Source organism: Streptomyces sp. NPDC054932 (genome assembly GCF_053610205.1).
Window position 1 is genome coordinate 1 of record NZ_JBSGXU010000008.1, and the last position, 15,357, is coordinate 15,357.

A 15,357-nucleotide genomic window follows, 5' to 3' on the forward strand; every position below is an offset into this window, starting at 1 on the left:
GCGGGGTACCGGGCCGTGTGCGGTGCTCAGGCGGCGGCGGTGACCGGCGCCTCGGCCCGCGCCAGGGCGAGCTCCAGGACCTGGCGCACGTCCGTCACCGGGTGAACCTCCAGCCCCTCCAGGACCTCGGCCGGGACGTCGTCCAGGTCGGCCTCGTTCCGCTTCGGGATGATCACCGTGGTCAGTCCGGCCCGGTGTGCGGCGAGCAGCTTCTGCTTCACCCCGCCGATCGGCAGCACGCGCCCGGTCAGCGAGACCTCGCCGGTCATGGCCACGTCCGTGCGCACCTGGCGGCCGGAGAGCAGCGAGGCGAGGGCGGTGGTCATGGTGATGCCCGCGCTCGGGCCGTCCTTGGGCACCGCGCCCGCGGGGAAGTGGATGTGCACGCCGCGGTCCTTCAGGTCGGCGACCGGGAGCTCCAGTTCCGCGCCGTGCGAGCGCAGGAAGCTCAGCGCGATCTGCGCCGACTCCTTCATGACGTCGCCGAGCTGGCCGGTGAGGGTCAGGCCGGCCGCGCCCGTCTCCGGGTCGGCCAGCGATGCCTCCACGAACAGCACGTCGCCGCCCGCGCCGGTGACCGCGAGGCCGGTGGCCACGCCGGGTACGGCGGTGCGCCGCTCGGCGGGGTCCTGGGCGGACTCCGGCACGTGGTGCGGGCGCCCGATCAGCCCCCGCAGGTCGTCGGCGCCGATGGTCAGCGGCAGTTCCTGCTCTCCCAGTTCGTGCTGCGAGGCCACCTTGCGCAGCAGGCGCGCGAGGGACCGCTCCAGGGTGCGTACGCCCGCCTCGCGGGTGTACTCCCCGGCCAGCCTGCGCAGGGCGTCCTCCGCCAGGACCACCTCGTCGGCGGCGAGTCCGGCGCGCTCCAGCTGGCGCGGCAGCAGGTGGTCCCGTGCGATGACGACCTTCTCGTCCTCGGTGTACCCGTCGAGGCGGACGAGCTCCATCCGGTCGGCCAGGGCCTCGGGGATGGCCTCCAGGACGTTGGCGGTGGCCAGGAAGACGACATCGCTGAGGTCCAGTTCCACCTCCAGGTAGTGGTCGCGGAAGGTGTGGTTCTGCGCCGGGTCCAGGACCTCCAGCAGGGCGGCCGCGGGGTCGCCCCGGAAGTCGGAGCCCACCTTGTCGATCTCGTCGAGGAGGACGACCGGGTTCATCGACCCGGCCTCCTTGATGGCCCGGACGATCCGGCCGGGCAGGGCGCCGACGTAGGTGCGGCGGTGGCCGCGGACCTCGGCCTCGTCCCGTACGCCGCCGAGCGCGACCCGGACGAACTTGCGGCCCATGGCGTGGGCGACCGACTCCCCGAGGGAGGTCTTGCCGACGCCGGGGGGCCCGACGAGCGCCAGCACGGCCCCGCCGCGGCGGCCTCCGATGACGCCCATGCCGCGCTCGCCGCGCCGCTTGCGCACGGCCAGGTACTCGGTGATGCGGTCCTTCACGTCGCTGAGGCCGGCGTGCTCGGCGTCCAGTACCGCCCGGGCGCCCCGGATGTCGTACCGGTCCTCGGTGCGCTCGTTCCAGGGCAGTTCGAGGACGGTGTCCAGCCAGGTCCGGATCCAGGAGCCCTCGGGCGACTGGTCGCTGGACCGCTCCAGCTTCTCGACCTCCTTGAGCGCGGCCTCGCGGACCTTCTCGGGGAGGTCGGCGGCCTCGACGCGGGCCCGGTAGTCGTCGGACTCCTCGCCGTCCTTCTCGCCGTTCAGTTCGCGCAGTTCCTTGCGGACGGCCTCCAGCTGGCGGCGCAGCAGGAACTCGCGCTGCTGCTTGTCGACGCCGTCCTGGACGTCCTTGGCGATGGACTCGGCCACGTCCTGCTCGGCGAGGTGGTCGCTGAGCGCCTTGATCGCGAGCTTGAGGCGGGCGACCGGGTCGGCCGTCTCCAGCAGTTCGACCTTCTGCTCGACCGTCAGGAAGGGCGAGTATCCGGAGTTGTCCGCCAGCGCGGAGACCCCTTCGATCTGCTGGACCCGGTCCACGACCTGCCAGGCCCCGCGCTTCTTGAGCCAGCTCGTGGCAAGAGCCTTGTACTCCTTGACGAGCTCGGCGACCGCCCCGGGCAGCGGATCGGGAACCGCCTCGTCGACGGTCTCGCCCTCGACCCAGAGGGCGGCCCCGGGGCCGGTGGTCCCGGCCCCGATGCGGACCCGGCCGAGGCCGCGGATGAGCGCGCCGGGGTCTCCGCCGGAGAGCCGGCCGACCTGCTCGACGGTCCCGAGCACACCGGTCGCGGCGTACTTCCCGTCGATGCGCGGCACGAGCAGCACCCGGGGCTTCCCGCTGCCGGTCTTCCCGGCCGCGGCCTGCGCCGCCTCCACGGCGGCACGCACTTCGGCGTCCAAGAGGTCCAGCGGAACGACCATTCCGGGCAGCACGACCTCGTCGTCGAGCGGCAGCACGGGCAGAGTGAGTGTGACGGACGTCGAAGCCATGATCTTCCCTCCGGCAGTGAAGTTGAGCTATGCCGACTCAATGCATGTGCGCCTCCCGATGTTCCCCGACGCCCGTTCGCCCGGGGCGAACGGGCGTCCGGTGTCCTTCTCGGCCGTGGTCGATCTGCACGGAAGCGGAACCGGGACCGGGCCGCCGGCGGATTGCTGCGGGGCCGTCACACGGCGGAGATGCGGACGTCGCCCGAGGTGGTCTTCGCCAAGAGGCGCGAGGGGGCGGCGGCCTCGTCGGGGAGGGTGATGTCGCGGGAGCCGGAGGTGGTGGAGACCGCGAGCCGGTACGGGGCCTGCGGAACCTTCAGGGTGACGTCGCCGGAGGTGGTCTCGGCGCGCACCGAGGACGGGGCCTTCGCGAAGTCCAGGCGGGCGTCGCCCGAGTCCGAGTGGACGTCGGCGCCGGCCGCGGACAGGCCGGTGGCGGTGATGTCGCCCGAGGAGGTACGGACCTTCAGCGGGCCGTCGATCCGACCGGCCGTGACCGTGCCGGAGTCGGACCGCACCTCGGCCGCCGCGACACCCGTCACCGAGATGCTGCCACTGGAGTTCTCCAGCCTGACCGTGGCCGTCGCCGGGACCTCCAGGCGGTAGTCGACGTAACAGCTCGACGAGCAGCCGTCGGTGAAGGTCAGCACCCCGCCGGTGACCTTCTGCCCGGGCATCGGGGCGGTGTCCTCGCGGTAGTGGACGGTGCGGCGGATCACGACGCCGGGACCGGTCCCGGGGGTGACCTCGATCGACCCGGCCCGGCCGTTCGTCACCTCCACCGCCGTGACCGCCTCGGTGACCGTGGCGTCGGCGGTCGCCGTCCTGCGCACTTCGTCCTTGAAGGCGTCCGGGAGCGAACAGCCGGCCAGGAGGATGCCCGCCCCGAGGGCGGCGATCGTGGCACGGGCGAGGCGGGCCGAGGTGGTGTGTGAGGTCATGGCCCGATTCTCGGGCGGGAGCCCGGCCCCTGCCGATGGGGCCGGTACCCGGTCCCCGGGTGGGGTTAACCCCCCGCCGGCTGCAGGTCCGTGGTCACGGGGAGCTCCCCGGGCATGCCCCACTCGCTCCAGGAGCCGTCGTACACCGCGATCTCCTCGTACCCGGCGAGGCGGGCGCCGAGGGCCAGTACGCAGGCGGTCACCCCGGAGCCGCAGCTCAAGCAGAGCCGCTCGCGCTCCCCGGCCACCGCCCGGAAGGCCGAGCGCAGTTCTGCGGCCGGGCGCATCAGCCCGCCCCCGTCACGGAGTTCGGCGAACGGCAGGTTGACCGCGCCCGGCATGTGGCCGCCGCGCAGGCCCGGCCGGGGTTCCGGCGCGGTGCCGGCGAACCGCTCCCGGGTGCGGGCGTCGAGGACGGCCGCGGCCGGGTCGGCCAGGGCCTGCACGACGGTGGCACTGCCGACCAGCAGCCCGGCCCGGGGCCGGGCGGTGAAGGAGCCGCGCGGCCCCTCGTACACCGGGCCGGTGGCCTCGACGGGCAGGCCGGCGGCCGTCCAGGCGGGCAGTCCCCCGTCGAGGACGGCGGCCCGGTCGAAGCCCATGGCGCGCAGCATCCACCAGGCGCGGGCGCTGGAGTAGAGGCCGGCGCCGTCGTAGACGACGACGGTGTCCGCGTCGTGCAGGCCGAGGGCCCGCATCTCCTCGGTGAACTCCGGTGCCCCGGGCATGGTGTGCGGGGCGGGGGCGGTGTGGTCGGACAGGGCCCCGTCGAGGTCGAAGGGGCGGGCGCTCGGGATCCGGTGGTCCGCCCCGCGGTGGACCCCGACGGAGGCGTCGAAGAGGACCAGGCCGGGTGCCCCCAGCCGCCCGGCGAGCCAGCCGGCCCCGACGAGGGGCCCGGGAAGCGGACCGGGAAGCGGACCGGGACCGGGCGCAGGGGCGGGCTCAGGACCGGGCTCGGGACGGGACTCGGGCAGCGGTGCGGGCGTGGCGTTCTGGGGCGTGGTCATGCGGCACCTCCGGCTGTGCGACACGGGTCGCCCCATCCTCCGACGCGGCCCGCCCCGGCTCCGGAGGCGGGGTCAGCGGCAGCCGCCCGGCCGGGCGTAGACCCCGACCCGGGCGCCGCGCACCTCGGTCGTCGAGCACAGCTCGAAGCGGGCGGCCAGCTCCTCCCGCTTGGCCACCTCCCCCGGGTACGGGTCCAGCGGCTGGCCCGCCGGGTCCATCAGGGCGATCACCCGGGGCGAGGCGAGCAGCGCCGCGCGGATCCGGTCCGGGGGCAGCTCGGTGCCCTGGAGGCTGTGCGACGCCGCCGGGCTGCGTTCCAGGGCCACGTCGCGCAGCTCCCCGAAAACCTCCGGCGAGGACAGCAGCCACTCGCGCCTGCGCGAGGGCATGAACAGCACCGCGTCCCCCGGCCGGGCCCGCTCCCGGACCGCGGCGGCCACCGCGAGCACGTCGTCCTTGCGGCTCTCCGGCGTACGCAGCCACACCGACCAGATGCCGAGGGGCACCAGGAGGGCGCCCGCCAGCAGCCACGGCCACCATCCGCGGGCCTCCGCGAGCCGGGCCCCCGCCAGCAGGGCGAGCCCGGCCAGCGCGTAGAGCACGTACCGGTCGACGTACCAGGGATTGAGCAGCGAGATCGCCATCAGCAGCCCGGGCGGCAGCAGGACGAGCGGGAGCGCCACCCGTACGAGGTCCCGCGCGGCCCCCCGGGCGAGCAGCAGGGACGCGGCGCCCACGACCCCGTAGGCCACCCAGTCCTGCCAGCTCGGCCGCCCGAGCCAGCCGAGCTGCTGCCCGGCCTGCCGGGCGCTCACCACGGCCAGCGGCAGCAGCAGGGCGAGCACGGCCGCGGCGCTCCACCGCCAGCCGCGCGAGCGCCACGCGGTGAAGGCGTGGGCGAGCAGCGCCAGCGCCGCGAACTCGTGCAGCCAGCAGCCGAGCAGCAGCACCACCGCGTAAGCCGTCCACCGCTCGCGCAGCATCAGGTACGTCGCCCAGACCACGGCGGCGGCGACCAGGGCGTACGCGCGCCCCTCCTGGGCGTACATCTGCACGGGCGGGAGCACGGCGTACACGCAGCCCGCGAGCAGTGCGGCCCGCTCCCCCGCGAGCCGGTGGGCGATCGCGGCCACTCCGGCGGCGGCGAGGGCTGTGGCGGCGACGGAGGGCAGCCGCAGCGCCCACAGGCCGCCGTCCCATGCCTGGAACACCCCGTGCATGAGCAGGTAGTACAGGCCGTGGACGGCATCGACCCGGCCCAGCAGCTCCACGATCCCGCCGAGCGGACGGTGGGCCACCTGCCAGGTGACCGATTCGTCGCGCCACATGCTGCCGCCGCGCTCCAGGCCCCAGAGGCCGAGGAGCACGGCGAGCAGCGGCGGGAGCAGGCGCCAGGGGGCGATCCGGCTGATGACGGCCTCCGGGTGCTGTCGGAACGGATGTGCGGACTCCATACTCGGGGGTGGACCCGAGTTCCTGCGGAGGTGGGTGTGCGCGCGTTCCGAGCGGTGGCCGCGGCTGTGCTCAGTGCGGTGGTCCTGGCGGGCTGCGGGCCGTCCGGTTCCGGGGACGGCGACGGGAAGCCCCCGAATGCCTCCACGGAGCCCGGCGCGAGCGCGTCCGCCGACCCGGGCGCCTCGGGCAGCGCGGGCGTCCCCGCGAGCCCGGGCACCTCGGCGGGCCCGAGCGCCGGTCCGACCGACGGCCCGGGCGCGAGCCCCACGGCCGGCCGGCTCCCCGCCCCCGGCGAGACCCTGGTACGGGTCACCCGGACCGGTGGCTTCGCCGGGCAGACCCACCACCTCGTCGTCAAGGGCGACGGCTCGTGGACCCGTCTGGACGCCGGGGCGAAGCCGACGGGCACCGGAAAGCTGTCGGAGGCGCAGCTGGCGGGCCTGCGCGCCGCCCTGCGGGAGGCGGACTTCGCCCGGCTGCCCCGGATCGCGACCGGCGGCCCCACGATCTACGACGGGTTCTTCTACGCCTTCGTGCACGACGGTCACGAGGTGGCCGGCGATCAGGGCTCCCTGCCGGCGGTCCTGACGAAGGTGCTGGACGCCCTGCCCCCGTTCACCGGCGGCTAGGGCCCGTAGGACGCTCCCTGAGGACCATCAGGAGCAAGGGCCCTCAGGAGCAAGGGCCCCCGGGAGCGTCCGCGGACGGGGCCGGCGGGGCCGGCAGGCCCGTCCCCGTGCTGGAGATCTCGCGCAGCAGCCGGTCCAGGAACCCGCGCAGCCGGGCCGGCATGTCCACGCTGCCGGGTGCCAGCACCCACTGGATCTGGAGGCCGTCCATGACGGCGAGGGTCTCCCGGCCTACTGCCTCGCAGTCGGTGTCCGGGCGCAGTTCGCCGCGGGCGACGCCGGCCTCCAGCAGGTCGACGGTGTAGCCGAGAACCCGGGCGTAGCGCTGCGTGAAGTACGCATGTGCCGGGTGTCCCGGGTTGCCGGACTCGCCGACCAGGGTGTTGAACATCCGGACGAGGCCGGGCCGCCGCGCGTTGTCGGCGGCGAGGGCGACGACGGTCTCGAAGTGGGCGGCGACGGTTGCGGCGGGCTCGCTGAACAGCCGGTCCACGTCGTGCTGCTCGCTCCGGGCGAGGACCGACAGGAGGAGGTCCTCCTTGCCGCGGAAGTGGTGCAGCAGCCCGCCCTGGGTGATCCCGCAGTCGGTGGCGATGCGGGCCAGTGAGGAGGCGTTGAAGCCCCACTGCGCGAAGTGCTCGACGGCGGTGTCGAGGATCTTCTGGCGCCGGGCGTCGCCCACCGCGTAGGTCCCCCGGGCCCGTCCCCGGCCGGCGGTCCCCGAGGGCGTGCGCCCGTTCTCCTGTGCCATGCGGACACCCTAAGCGGCGGCCCTTCCCGCCCGGAACGAGTGATCCAGGTCACTTTTCAAAAACCTAGCAGGTACATGGTTTTCACCCTTACCTTGGCCGTGCCGATCCGCCCGGTCACGCGCCAGGAGCCCCGCCATGAACGCAGCGCCCGATTACCAGGACGCCTCCCTCCCCGTCGGCCGCCGCGTGGAGGACCTGCTCTCCCGGATGACGCTGGAGGAGAAGGCGGGCCAGCTCTTCCACTCGATGCTGATGATGAACGCGGACGGCAGCCCGGTCACCGAGACCGACGGCTCGATGCTCCCCTTCACCACGCCCGAGCTGATCGAGGACCGCTTCCTCACCCACTTCAACCTGCTCGGCACCTACGGGCCCCGCGAGATGGCCCTGTGGCAGAACGCCGTCCAGGAGATGGCCGCGGCCACCCGCCTCGGCATCCCCGTCACCCTCTCCACCGACCCGCGCCACACCTTCACCGACAACATCGGCGCCTCCTTCAACGCCGGCGCCTTCTCCGCCTGGCCGGAGGCCCTGGGCCTGGCCGCCATCGGCGACCCCTCGCTCGTCCACCGGTTCGCCGACACCGTCCGCCGGGAGTACCTCGCCGTCGGCTTCCGCGTCGCCCTGCACCCGCAGATCGACCTGGCCACCGAACCGCGCTGGGCCCGCCAGTCCGGCACCTTCGGCTCCGACGCACGGCTGACGGGCGAGCTCGTGGCGGCGTACGTGCGCGGTCTGCAGGGGCCGGCCCTCGGGCCCCGGTCGGTGTCCGCGATGGTCAAGCACTTCCCCGGCGGCGGCCCCCAGAAGGACGGCGAGGACCCGCACTTCGCGCACGGCAAGGAGCAGATCTACCCCGGCGGGATGCGCGAGCACCACCTGGAGCCGTTCAGGGCGGCGATCGCCGCCGGGTGCGCGCAGATGATGCCGTACTACGGCCAGCCGATGGGCACGGACTGGGAGGAGGTCGGCTTCGGCTTCAGCAAGGGCGTGGTCACCGGCCTGCTCCGCGAGGAACTGGGCTTCGGGGGCATCGTCTGCAGCGACTGGGGGCTGCTCAACGACGCGACGATCTTCGGGCAGGTGCACCCGGCGCGCGCCTGGGGCCTGGAGCACCTGTCCGTGGCCGAGCGGGCGGCCCGGGCCCTGGAGGCGGGCTGCGACCAGTTCGGCGGCGAGCAGTGCCCGGAGGTGGTCGTGGAGCTGGTCCGATCCGGCCGCGTCGCGGAGTCCCGGATCGACGACTCGGTACGCCGTCTGCTGCGGGAGAAGTTCACGCTCGGCCTGTTCGAGGACCCGTACGTGGACCCGGACGCGGCGGCCGAGACGGTGGGCCGGGCCGACTTCACGGCCCTGGGGGCCGCGGCCCAGCGCCGCTCCCTGACCGTCCTCACCGATCCGGGCAACCGGCTGCCGCTGCGCGGGCGGCCGAGGCTCTACGTGCGGAACGTGGACGAGGCCGTCGCCGCCGAGTACGGCGAGGTGGTCACCGACCCGGCCGACGCGGATCTGGCCGTGCTGCGCCTGCGGACCCCGTACGAGCCGCGGGAGAACCTCTTCGAGTCCTATTTCCACTCGGGTTCGCTGGCCTTCCCCGAGCCCGAACTCGCCGGGATCCTCGAGCTCCTGGACCGGGTCCCCACCCTGGTCTGCATCAATCTGGAGCGCGCCGCCGTCATCCCGGAGATCGCCGAGCGCGCGGCGGCCCTGATCGCCGACTACGGGGCCGCCGACGCCGCCCTGCTGGACGTGGCCTTCGGCCGCGCCACCCCGGAGGGCCGCCTCCCCTTCGAGCTCCCGCGCTCGATGGAGGCCGTCGCGGCATCCCGCCCGGACGTGCCGAACGACACACTCGACCCGGTCTTCCCGCACGGCCACGGGCTGACCCTCCAGCCGCTCCCCAGGGGGCACGAACGGCGAGGCACCTGACCGGTCTCGCCCGCCGGGTGCCGGTCCCGTGGGGGGGGCCGGCACCCGGTACATAACATTCCACTTACTGTGGTCCAGCACATATGCCATGTCCGAACCCCACGTAGCCGCAGGCCGACGCCTCCTCTACGCTGCACCCCATTCACGCGGGATCTTCAGGGGCGGACATGGAACAGACACACACCACCCATCAGGGCGCCGCGACACCCGGCGCCCAGCGGCGTGTGCTGGTCGTCGAGGACGACCACACCATCGCCGAGGCCATTGCGGCCCGCCTGCGCGCGGAGGGCTTCCAGGTGCAGACCGCCGGGGACGGCCCCTCCGCCGTCGCCGCGGCCGAGAGCTGGCTTCCCGAGCTGCTGGTCCTCGACATCATGCTGCCCGGCTTCGACGGCCTGGAGGTCTGCCGCCGGGTCCAGGCCCAGCGGCCCGTGCCGGTACTCATGCTCACCGCGCGTGACGACGAGACCGACCTGCTGGTCGGGCTAGGGGTCGGCGCGGACGACTACATGACCAAGCCGTTCTCCATGCGCGAGCTGGCCGCCCGCGTCCACGTACTGCTGCGGCGCGTGGAGCGGGCCACCATCGCCGCGCACACCCCGCGCGGGGCCACCCTGCGCCTGGGCGATCTGGAGATCGACCACGCCCAGCGCCGGGTGCGGGTGCACACCGAGGACGTCCACCTGACGCCGACCGAATTCGACCTGCTGGTGTGCCTGGCCGGCACCCCGCGGGCGGTGCTCTCACGGGAGCAGCTACTGGCCGAGGTGTGGGACTGGGCCGACGCGTCCGGGACCCGTACGGTCGACAGCCACATCAAGGCCCTGCGGCGCAAGATCGGCGCGGAGCGGATCCGTACGGTCCACGGCGTCGGGTACGCCCTGGAGACCCCGGCCCAGACATGAGCGGCCCACCGGCCCGGCAGCGGGAGCGGGAGCGGGAGCGGCCCCCGGGAGGGCTGCGGCCCTTCTCGCCCTTCTCGATCAAGACCAAGCTGGGCACCCTCGTGGTGGTCTCGGTCTTCATCACGACGGGCCTGCTTCTGGTGGCCCTGCGCACCGACACCGAGCTGCGCTTCATCACGGTCTTCTCGGTGATCGCCTCCATGCTGATCACCCAGTTCGTGGCGCACAGCCTGACGGCGCCGCTGGACGACATGACGAGGGTGGCCCGGGCGATATCCCACGGCGACTTCACCCGGCGCGTGCGGGGGGCGGGACGCCGCGACGAGCTGGGCGACCTGGCCTCCACCATCAATCTGATGGCGGACGACCTGGAGGCCGTGGACCGGCACCGCAAGGAGCTCGTCGCCAACGTCTCCCACGAGCTGCGCACCCCGATCGCGGCGCTGCGGGCGGTGCTGGAGAACGTCGTGGACGGGGTCTCGGCCGCCGATCCGGAGACCATGCGCACCATGCTGAAGCAGACCGAGCGGCTCGGCGGGCTCGTGGAGACCCTGCTGGACCTGTCCCGGGTGGACAACGGCGTGGTCCCGCTGCGCGCCCGCCGCTTCGAGGTGTGGCCGTACCTGTCGGGCGTGCTGAAGGAATCGCGGCTGGCGGCCGCCGGCCGGCCGGGCCTGCTCTCCGGTTCGGGCGGACACGCACGCAACGACGTGCACCTGCACCTGGACGTCTTCCCGCCCGAGCTGTGGGCGCACGCGGACGCCGAGCGGCTGCACCAGGTGGTGGCAAATCTGATCGACAACGCGGTCAAGCACAGCCCGCCGCACGGCCGGGTCACGGTCCGCGCCCGGACCGGCGACGCGCCCGGAAGCCTGGTCCTGGAGGTACGGGACGAGGGTCCCGGCATCCCGGAGGCCGAGCGCCACCGGGTCTTCGAGCGGTTCAACCGGGGCAGCGCCCGCGGCGGTGACGGAGGCACCGGACTGGGCCTGGCGATCGCCCGCTGGGCCGTGGAGCTGCACGGAGGGCGGATCGGAGTGGCCGAATCGTCACGTGGCTGCCGCATCCTCGTCACGCTTCCGGGCAGCTCATAGGTGCCGTGTTGACGTAGGGTTCGAGTGGGAAGGACATGATCTCGGCCACACGTACCCGGGGTCCGTCAGGGGTGCGAAGCCAGGGGGCCGCAACCTCGGTGCCCCCTACCCGAACCACACTTGTTTCCCGCCATTCCAGGTGGTGAAACCCGCCGTTCGATGTGACCTGCGCGACGGAAGTCCCGCCCGGCCTGCATGCAGCGGCCGAGGAGGCGTAGCCTTTATTCCCGCTGTCCATACCTTGTGAAGCGGAAGAGGGCGGTTGCCGCCGTGTCGCCACAGTCCCCCAGTAATGCGAGCACCACGACCGAAGCAGCAGAGGGCGGGAAGAACCCTGCCTCAGGCTTCGGCGCGAATGAGTGGCTCGTCGACGAGATCTATCAGCAGTACCTCCAGGACCCGAATTCGGTCGACCGGGCCTGGTGGGACTTCTTCGCCGACTACAAGCCGGGGGGCGCTGTCGCTCCGGTGAAGTCCGACGGTCCGGAGAAGCCCACGACGACGACGGACGGCGCCTCCGCACAGGCCGCCACCACCGTCGCCCAGGCCCCGCAGGTCGCCGACGCCGCCACGGGGGCGGCGAGCGCCGCGCCCGCGACCGCCGCCCCGGCTCCCGCGCCCACGCCTGTGTCAGCTCCTGCCCCTGCTCCTGCCACCCCCTCTGGTGCCCCTGCTGTGACTGTCACCTCCCAGGCCCCGGCCGCCGCACCGGCCGCGCCCGCCCCCTCCTCCGTCGCCGCCCAGAAGGCCGCGCCCGCCACCGAGGCCCCCGCCGGCCCCGAGCTGGTGACGCTCCGCGGCCCGGCGGCTGCCGTTGCCAAGAACATGAACGCCTCCCTCGACGTGCCGACGGCCACCTCCGTCCGCGCCGTCCCGGTGAAGCTGCTGTTCGACAACCGCATCGTCATCAACAACCACCTCAAGCGCGCCCGGGGCGGGAAGATCTCCTTCACGCACCTGATCGGCTACGCGATGGTGCAGGCCATCAAGGCCATGCCGTCGATGAACCACTCCTTCGCGGAGAAGGACGGCAAGCCGACCCTGGTCAAGCCGGAGCACGTGAACTTCGGCCTCGCGATCGACCTGGTGAAGCCCAACGGCGACCGCCAGCTCGTCGTCGCCGGCATCAAGAAGGCCGAGACCCTCAACTTCTTCGAGTTCTGGCAGGCATACGAGGACATCGTCCGCCGCGCCCGCGTCGGCAAGCTGACGATGGACGACTTCACCGGCGTGACCTGCTCCCTCACCAACCCCGGCGGCCTGGGCACCGTGCACTCCGTGCCCCGCCTGATGCCCGGACAGTCCGTCATCATGGGCGTCGGCTCCATGGACTACCCCGCCGAGTTCCAGGGCACCTCCCAGGACACCCTGAACAAGCTGGGCATCTCCAAGGTCATGACCCTGACCTCGACCTACGACCACCGGGTCATCCAGGGCGCGGCCTCCGGCGAGTTCCTGCGCATCGTCGCGAACCTGCTGCTCGGCGAGGACGGCTTCTACGACGCCGTCTTCGAGTCGCTGCGCATCCCGTACGAGCCCGTCCGCTGGAACCGGGACATCGACGCCTCGCACGACGACGACGTCACGAAGGCCGCCCGCGTCTTCGAGCTGATCCACTCCTACCGGGTCCGCGGCCACGTCATGGCCGACACCGACCCGCTGGAGTACAAGCAGCGCAAGCACCCCGACCTCGACATCACCGAGCACGGCCTCACCCTGTGGGACCTGGAGCGCGAGTTCGCGGTCGGCGGCTTCTCCGGCAAGTCGATGATGAAGCTCCGCGACATCCTCGGCGTGCTGCGCGACTCGTACTGCCGCACCACCGGCGTCGAGTTCATGCACATCCAGGACCCGAAGCAGCGCCGCTGGATCCAGGACCGCATCGAGCGCCCGCACACCAAGCCGGAGCGCGAGGAGCAGCTGCGCATCCTGCGCCGCCTGAACGCGGCCGAGGCCTTCGAGACCTTCCTGCAGACGAAGTACGTCGGCCAGAAGCGCTTCTCCCTGGAGGGCGGCGAGTCCGTCATCCCGCTGCTCGACGCCGTCATCGACTCGGCCGCCGAGGCCCGCCTCGAAGAGGTCGTCATCGGCATGGCCCACCGCGGCCGCCTGAACGTCCTGGCGAACATCGTCGGCAAGTCGTACGCGCAGATCTTCCGCGAGTTCGAGGGCAACCTCGACCCGAAGTCCATGCACGGCTCCGGCGACGTCAAGTACCACCTGGGCGCCGAGGGCACCTTCACCGGCCTGGACGGCGAGCAGATCAAGGTCTCGCTCGTCGCGAACCCCTCGCACCTGGAGGCGGTCGACCCGGTCCTGGAGGGTGTCGCCCGCGCCAAGCAGGACGTCATCAACAAGGGCGGCACGGACTTCACGGTCCTGCCCCTCGCGCTCCACGGCGACGCGGCCTTCGCGGGCCAGGGCGTCGTCGCCGAGACGCTGAACATGTCGCAGCTGCGCGGCTACCGCACCGGCGGCACCGTGCACGTGGTCATCAACAACCAGGTCGGCTTCACCGCCGCCCCGGAGTCCTCGCGTTCGTCCATGTACGCGACCGACGTGGCCCGCATGATCGAGGCGCCGATCTTCCACGTGAACGGCGACGACCCCGAGGCCGTCGTCCGCGTCGCGCGGCTGGCCTTCGAGTTCCGCCAGGCGTTCAACAAGGACGTGGTCATCGACCTCATCTGCTACCGCCGCCGCGGCCACAACGAGTCCGACAACCCGGCCTTCACGCAGCCGCTGATGTACGACCTGATCGACAAGAAGCGCTCGGTGCGCAAGCTCTACACCGAGTCCCTCATCGGTCGCGGCGACATCACGCTGGAAGAGGCCGAGCAGGCGCTCCAGGACTTCCAGGGACAGCTGGAGAAGGTCTTCGCGGAGGTCCGCGAGGCCGCCACGCAGCCCGCGGTCGCCGCGCCGGCCTCCCCGGCCACGTCCGCCGTCTTCCCGGTCGCCGTGAACACCGCGATCTCGCAGGACGTCGTCAAGCGGATCGCCGAGTCCCAGGTCACCATCCCCGAGGGCGTCACCGTCCACCCGCGTCTGCTGCCGCAGCTGCAGCGCCGCGCGGCGATGATCGACGACGGCACCATCGACTGGGGCATGGGCGAGACCCTCGCCTTCGGCTCGCTGCTGATGGAGGGCACTCCGGTCCGGCTGTCCGGCCAGGACTCCCGCCGCGGCACCTTCGGCCAGCGCCACGCGGTCCTCATCGACCGGGAGACGGGCGAGGACTACACGCCCCTCCTCTACCTGTCGGACGACCAGGCCCGCTACAACGTCTACGACTCGCTGCTCTCCGAGTACGCGGCCATGGGCTTCGAGTACGGCTACTCGCTGGCCCGCCCGGACGCGCTGGTCCTCTGGGAGGCCCAGTTCGGCGACTTCGTCAACGGCGCGCAGACCGTCGTCGACGAGTTCATCTCCTCGGCCGAGCAGAAGTGGGGCCAGACCTCCGGCGTCACGCTGCTCCTCCCGCACGGCTACGAGGGCCAGGGCCCGGACCACTCGTCCGCGCGTCCCGAGCGCTTCCTCCAGATGTGCGCGCAGGACAACATGACGGTGGCCATGCCCACCCTCCCGTCGAACTACTTCCACCTCCTGCGCTGGCAGGTCCACAACCCGCACCACAAGCCGCTCATCGTCTTCACCCCGAAGTCGATGCTGCGTCTGAAGGCTGCGGCGTCGAAGGCGGAGGAGTTCACGACCGGTTCGTTCCGTCCGGTCATCGGCGACAGCACGGTGGACCCGAACGCGGTCAGCAAGGTCGTCTTCTGCGCCGGCAAGGTCTACTACGACCTGGAGGCCGAGCGCGAGAAGCGCGGCATCACGGACACCGCGATCATCCGCATCGAGCGGCTGTACCCGCTGGCGGGCGCGGAACTCCAGGCGGAGATCGCCAAGTTCCCGAACGCGGCGAAGTACATCTGGGCCCAGGAGGAGCCGGCGAACCAGGGTGCGTGGCCGTTCATCGCGCTGAACCTGATCGACCACCTCGACCTGGCGGTCGGCGCGGACGTCCCGGCGGGCGAGCGCCTGCGGCGCATCTCGCGCCCGCACGGCTCGTCCCCGGCGGTGGGCTCCGCGAAGCGCCACCAGGCAGAGCAGCAGCTCCTGCTGAACGAGGTCTTCGAGGCGTAACCGCCCCGCGGCACCACGGAAGGCCCGGCCCCCTCAGGGGGTGCCGGGCCTTCCGGCCGTTCG

At 72.7% G+C, this 15,357-nt stretch carries 10 protein-coding genes; 5 read left to right on the forward strand and 5 right to left on the reverse strand.

Features of this window, described 5'->3' with window-relative positions; genetic code table 11:
- Nucleotides 1-26: 26 nt before the first annotated feature.
- The 4 genes from lon to ACWGE1_RS03725 form a co-directional block, all read right to left on the reverse strand.
- Nucleotides 27-2,432: an endopeptidase La gene (lon, locus tag ACWGE1_RS03710; RefSeq protein WP_453418931.1), complete on the reverse strand. Its 2,406-nt coding sequence runs from the start codon at nt 2,430-2,432 to the stop codon at nt 27-29.
- 176 nt (nt 2,433-2,608) lie between these two features.
- Nucleotides 2,609-3,373, reverse strand: coding sequence for a DUF4097 family beta strand repeat-containing protein (locus ACWGE1_RS03715; RefSeq protein ID WP_453418932.1), 765 nt, complete (start codon nt 3,371-3,373; stop codon nt 2,609-2,611).
- Between the two features lie 65 nt (nt 3,374-3,438).
- On the reverse strand, nt 3,439-4,383 hold the full coding sequence (locus tag ACWGE1_RS03720) for a sulfurtransferase (protein ID WP_453418933.1): 945 nt from the start codon (nt 4,381-4,383) through the stop codon (nt 3,439-3,441).
- Nucleotides 4,384-4,455: 72 nt separating this feature from the next.
- Nucleotides 4,456-5,838, reverse strand: a complete 1,383-nt coding sequence (locus ACWGE1_RS03725; RefSeq protein WP_453418934.1) for a glycosyltransferase family 39 protein — start codon at nt 5,836-5,838, stop codon at nt 4,456-4,458.
- Nucleotides 5,839-5,874: 36 nt separating this feature from the next.
- On the opposite strand from ACWGE1_RS03725, the gene ACWGE1_RS03730 reads away from it, so the two are divergent.
- Nucleotides 5,875-6,468, forward strand: a complete 594-nt coding sequence (locus ACWGE1_RS03730) for a hypothetical protein (protein ID WP_453418935.1) — start codon at nt 5,875-5,877, stop codon at nt 6,466-6,468.
- A gap of 43 nt (nt 6,469-6,511) precedes the next feature.
- Here the strand turns inward: ACWGE1_RS03730 and ACWGE1_RS03735 are convergent, their stop codons facing one another.
- Nucleotides 6,512-7,219 (reverse strand): TetR family transcriptional regulator, encoded by a 708-nt coding sequence (locus ACWGE1_RS03735; protein ID WP_453418936.1) that lies wholly within the window; start codon nt 7,217-7,219, stop codon nt 6,512-6,514.
- Nucleotides 7,220-7,355: 136 nt separating this feature from the next.
- On the opposite strand from ACWGE1_RS03735, the gene ACWGE1_RS03740 reads away from it, so the two are divergent.
- The 4 genes from ACWGE1_RS03740 to ACWGE1_RS03755 all read left to right on the forward strand — a co-directional run bounded on the left by ACWGE1_RS03740 (nt 7,356) and on the right by ACWGE1_RS03755 (nt 15,294).
- A complete protein-coding gene (locus ACWGE1_RS03740) occupies nt 7,356-9,149 on the forward strand; it encodes a glycoside hydrolase family 3 protein (protein WP_453418937.1) in 1,794 nt (597 codons plus the stop codon).
- Nucleotides 9,150-9,316: 167 nt separating this feature from the next.
- On the forward strand, nt 9,317-10,054 hold the full coding sequence (locus ACWGE1_RS03745) for a response regulator transcription factor (RefSeq protein ID WP_453418938.1): 738 nt from the start codon (nt 9,317-9,319) through the stop codon (nt 10,052-10,054).
- Nucleotides 10,051-11,148, forward strand: coding sequence for a HAMP domain-containing sensor histidine kinase (locus tag ACWGE1_RS03750; protein ID WP_453418939.1), 1,098 nt, complete (start codon nt 10,051-10,053; stop codon nt 11,146-11,148). Before ACWGE1_RS03745 ends, ACWGE1_RS03750 begins: the two co-directional genes overlap by 4 nt.
- A gap of 270 nt (nt 11,149-11,418) precedes the next feature.
- On the forward strand, nt 11,419-15,294 hold the full coding sequence (locus ACWGE1_RS03755; protein ID WP_453418940.1) for a multifunctional oxoglutarate decarboxylase/oxoglutarate dehydrogenase thiamine pyrophosphate-binding subunit/dihydrolipoyllysine-residue succinyltransferase subunit: 3,876 nt from the start codon (nt 11,419-11,421) through the stop codon (nt 15,292-15,294).
- Nucleotides 15,295-15,357: the final 63 nt, after the last annotated feature.

Excerpts from the sequence above, each read along its gene's own strand:
- lon (WP_453418931.1), bottom strand. The coding sequence starts at position 2,432 with ATGGCTTCGACGTCCGTCACACTCACTCTGCCCGTGCTGCCGCTCGAC.
- ACWGE1_RS03715 (WP_453418932.1), bottom strand. The coding sequence starts at position 3,373 with ATGACCTCACACACCACCTCGGCCCGCCTCGCCCGTGCCACGATCGCC.
- ACWGE1_RS03720 (WP_453418933.1), bottom strand. The coding sequence starts at position 4,383 with ATGACCACGCCCCAGAACGCCACGCCCGCACCGCTGCCCGAGTCCCGT.
- ACWGE1_RS03725 (WP_453418934.1), bottom strand. The coding sequence starts at position 5,838 with ATGGAGTCCGCACATCCGTTCCGACAGCACCCGGAGGCCGTCATCAGC.
- ACWGE1_RS03735 (WP_453418936.1), bottom strand. The coding sequence starts at position 7,219 with ATGGCACAGGAGAACGGGCGCACGCCCTCGGGGACCGCCGGCCGGGGA.
- ACWGE1_RS03740 (WP_453418937.1), top strand. The coding sequence starts at position 7,356 with ATGAACGCAGCGCCCGATTACCAGGACGCCTCCCTCCCCGTCGGCCGC.
- ACWGE1_RS03745 (WP_453418938.1), top strand. The coding sequence starts at position 9,317 with ATGGAACAGACACACACCACCCATCAGGGCGCCGCGACACCCGGCGCC.
- ACWGE1_RS03750 (WP_453418939.1), top strand. The coding sequence starts at position 10,051 with ATGAGCGGCCCACCGGCCCGGCAGCGGGAGCGGGAGCGGGAGCGGCCC.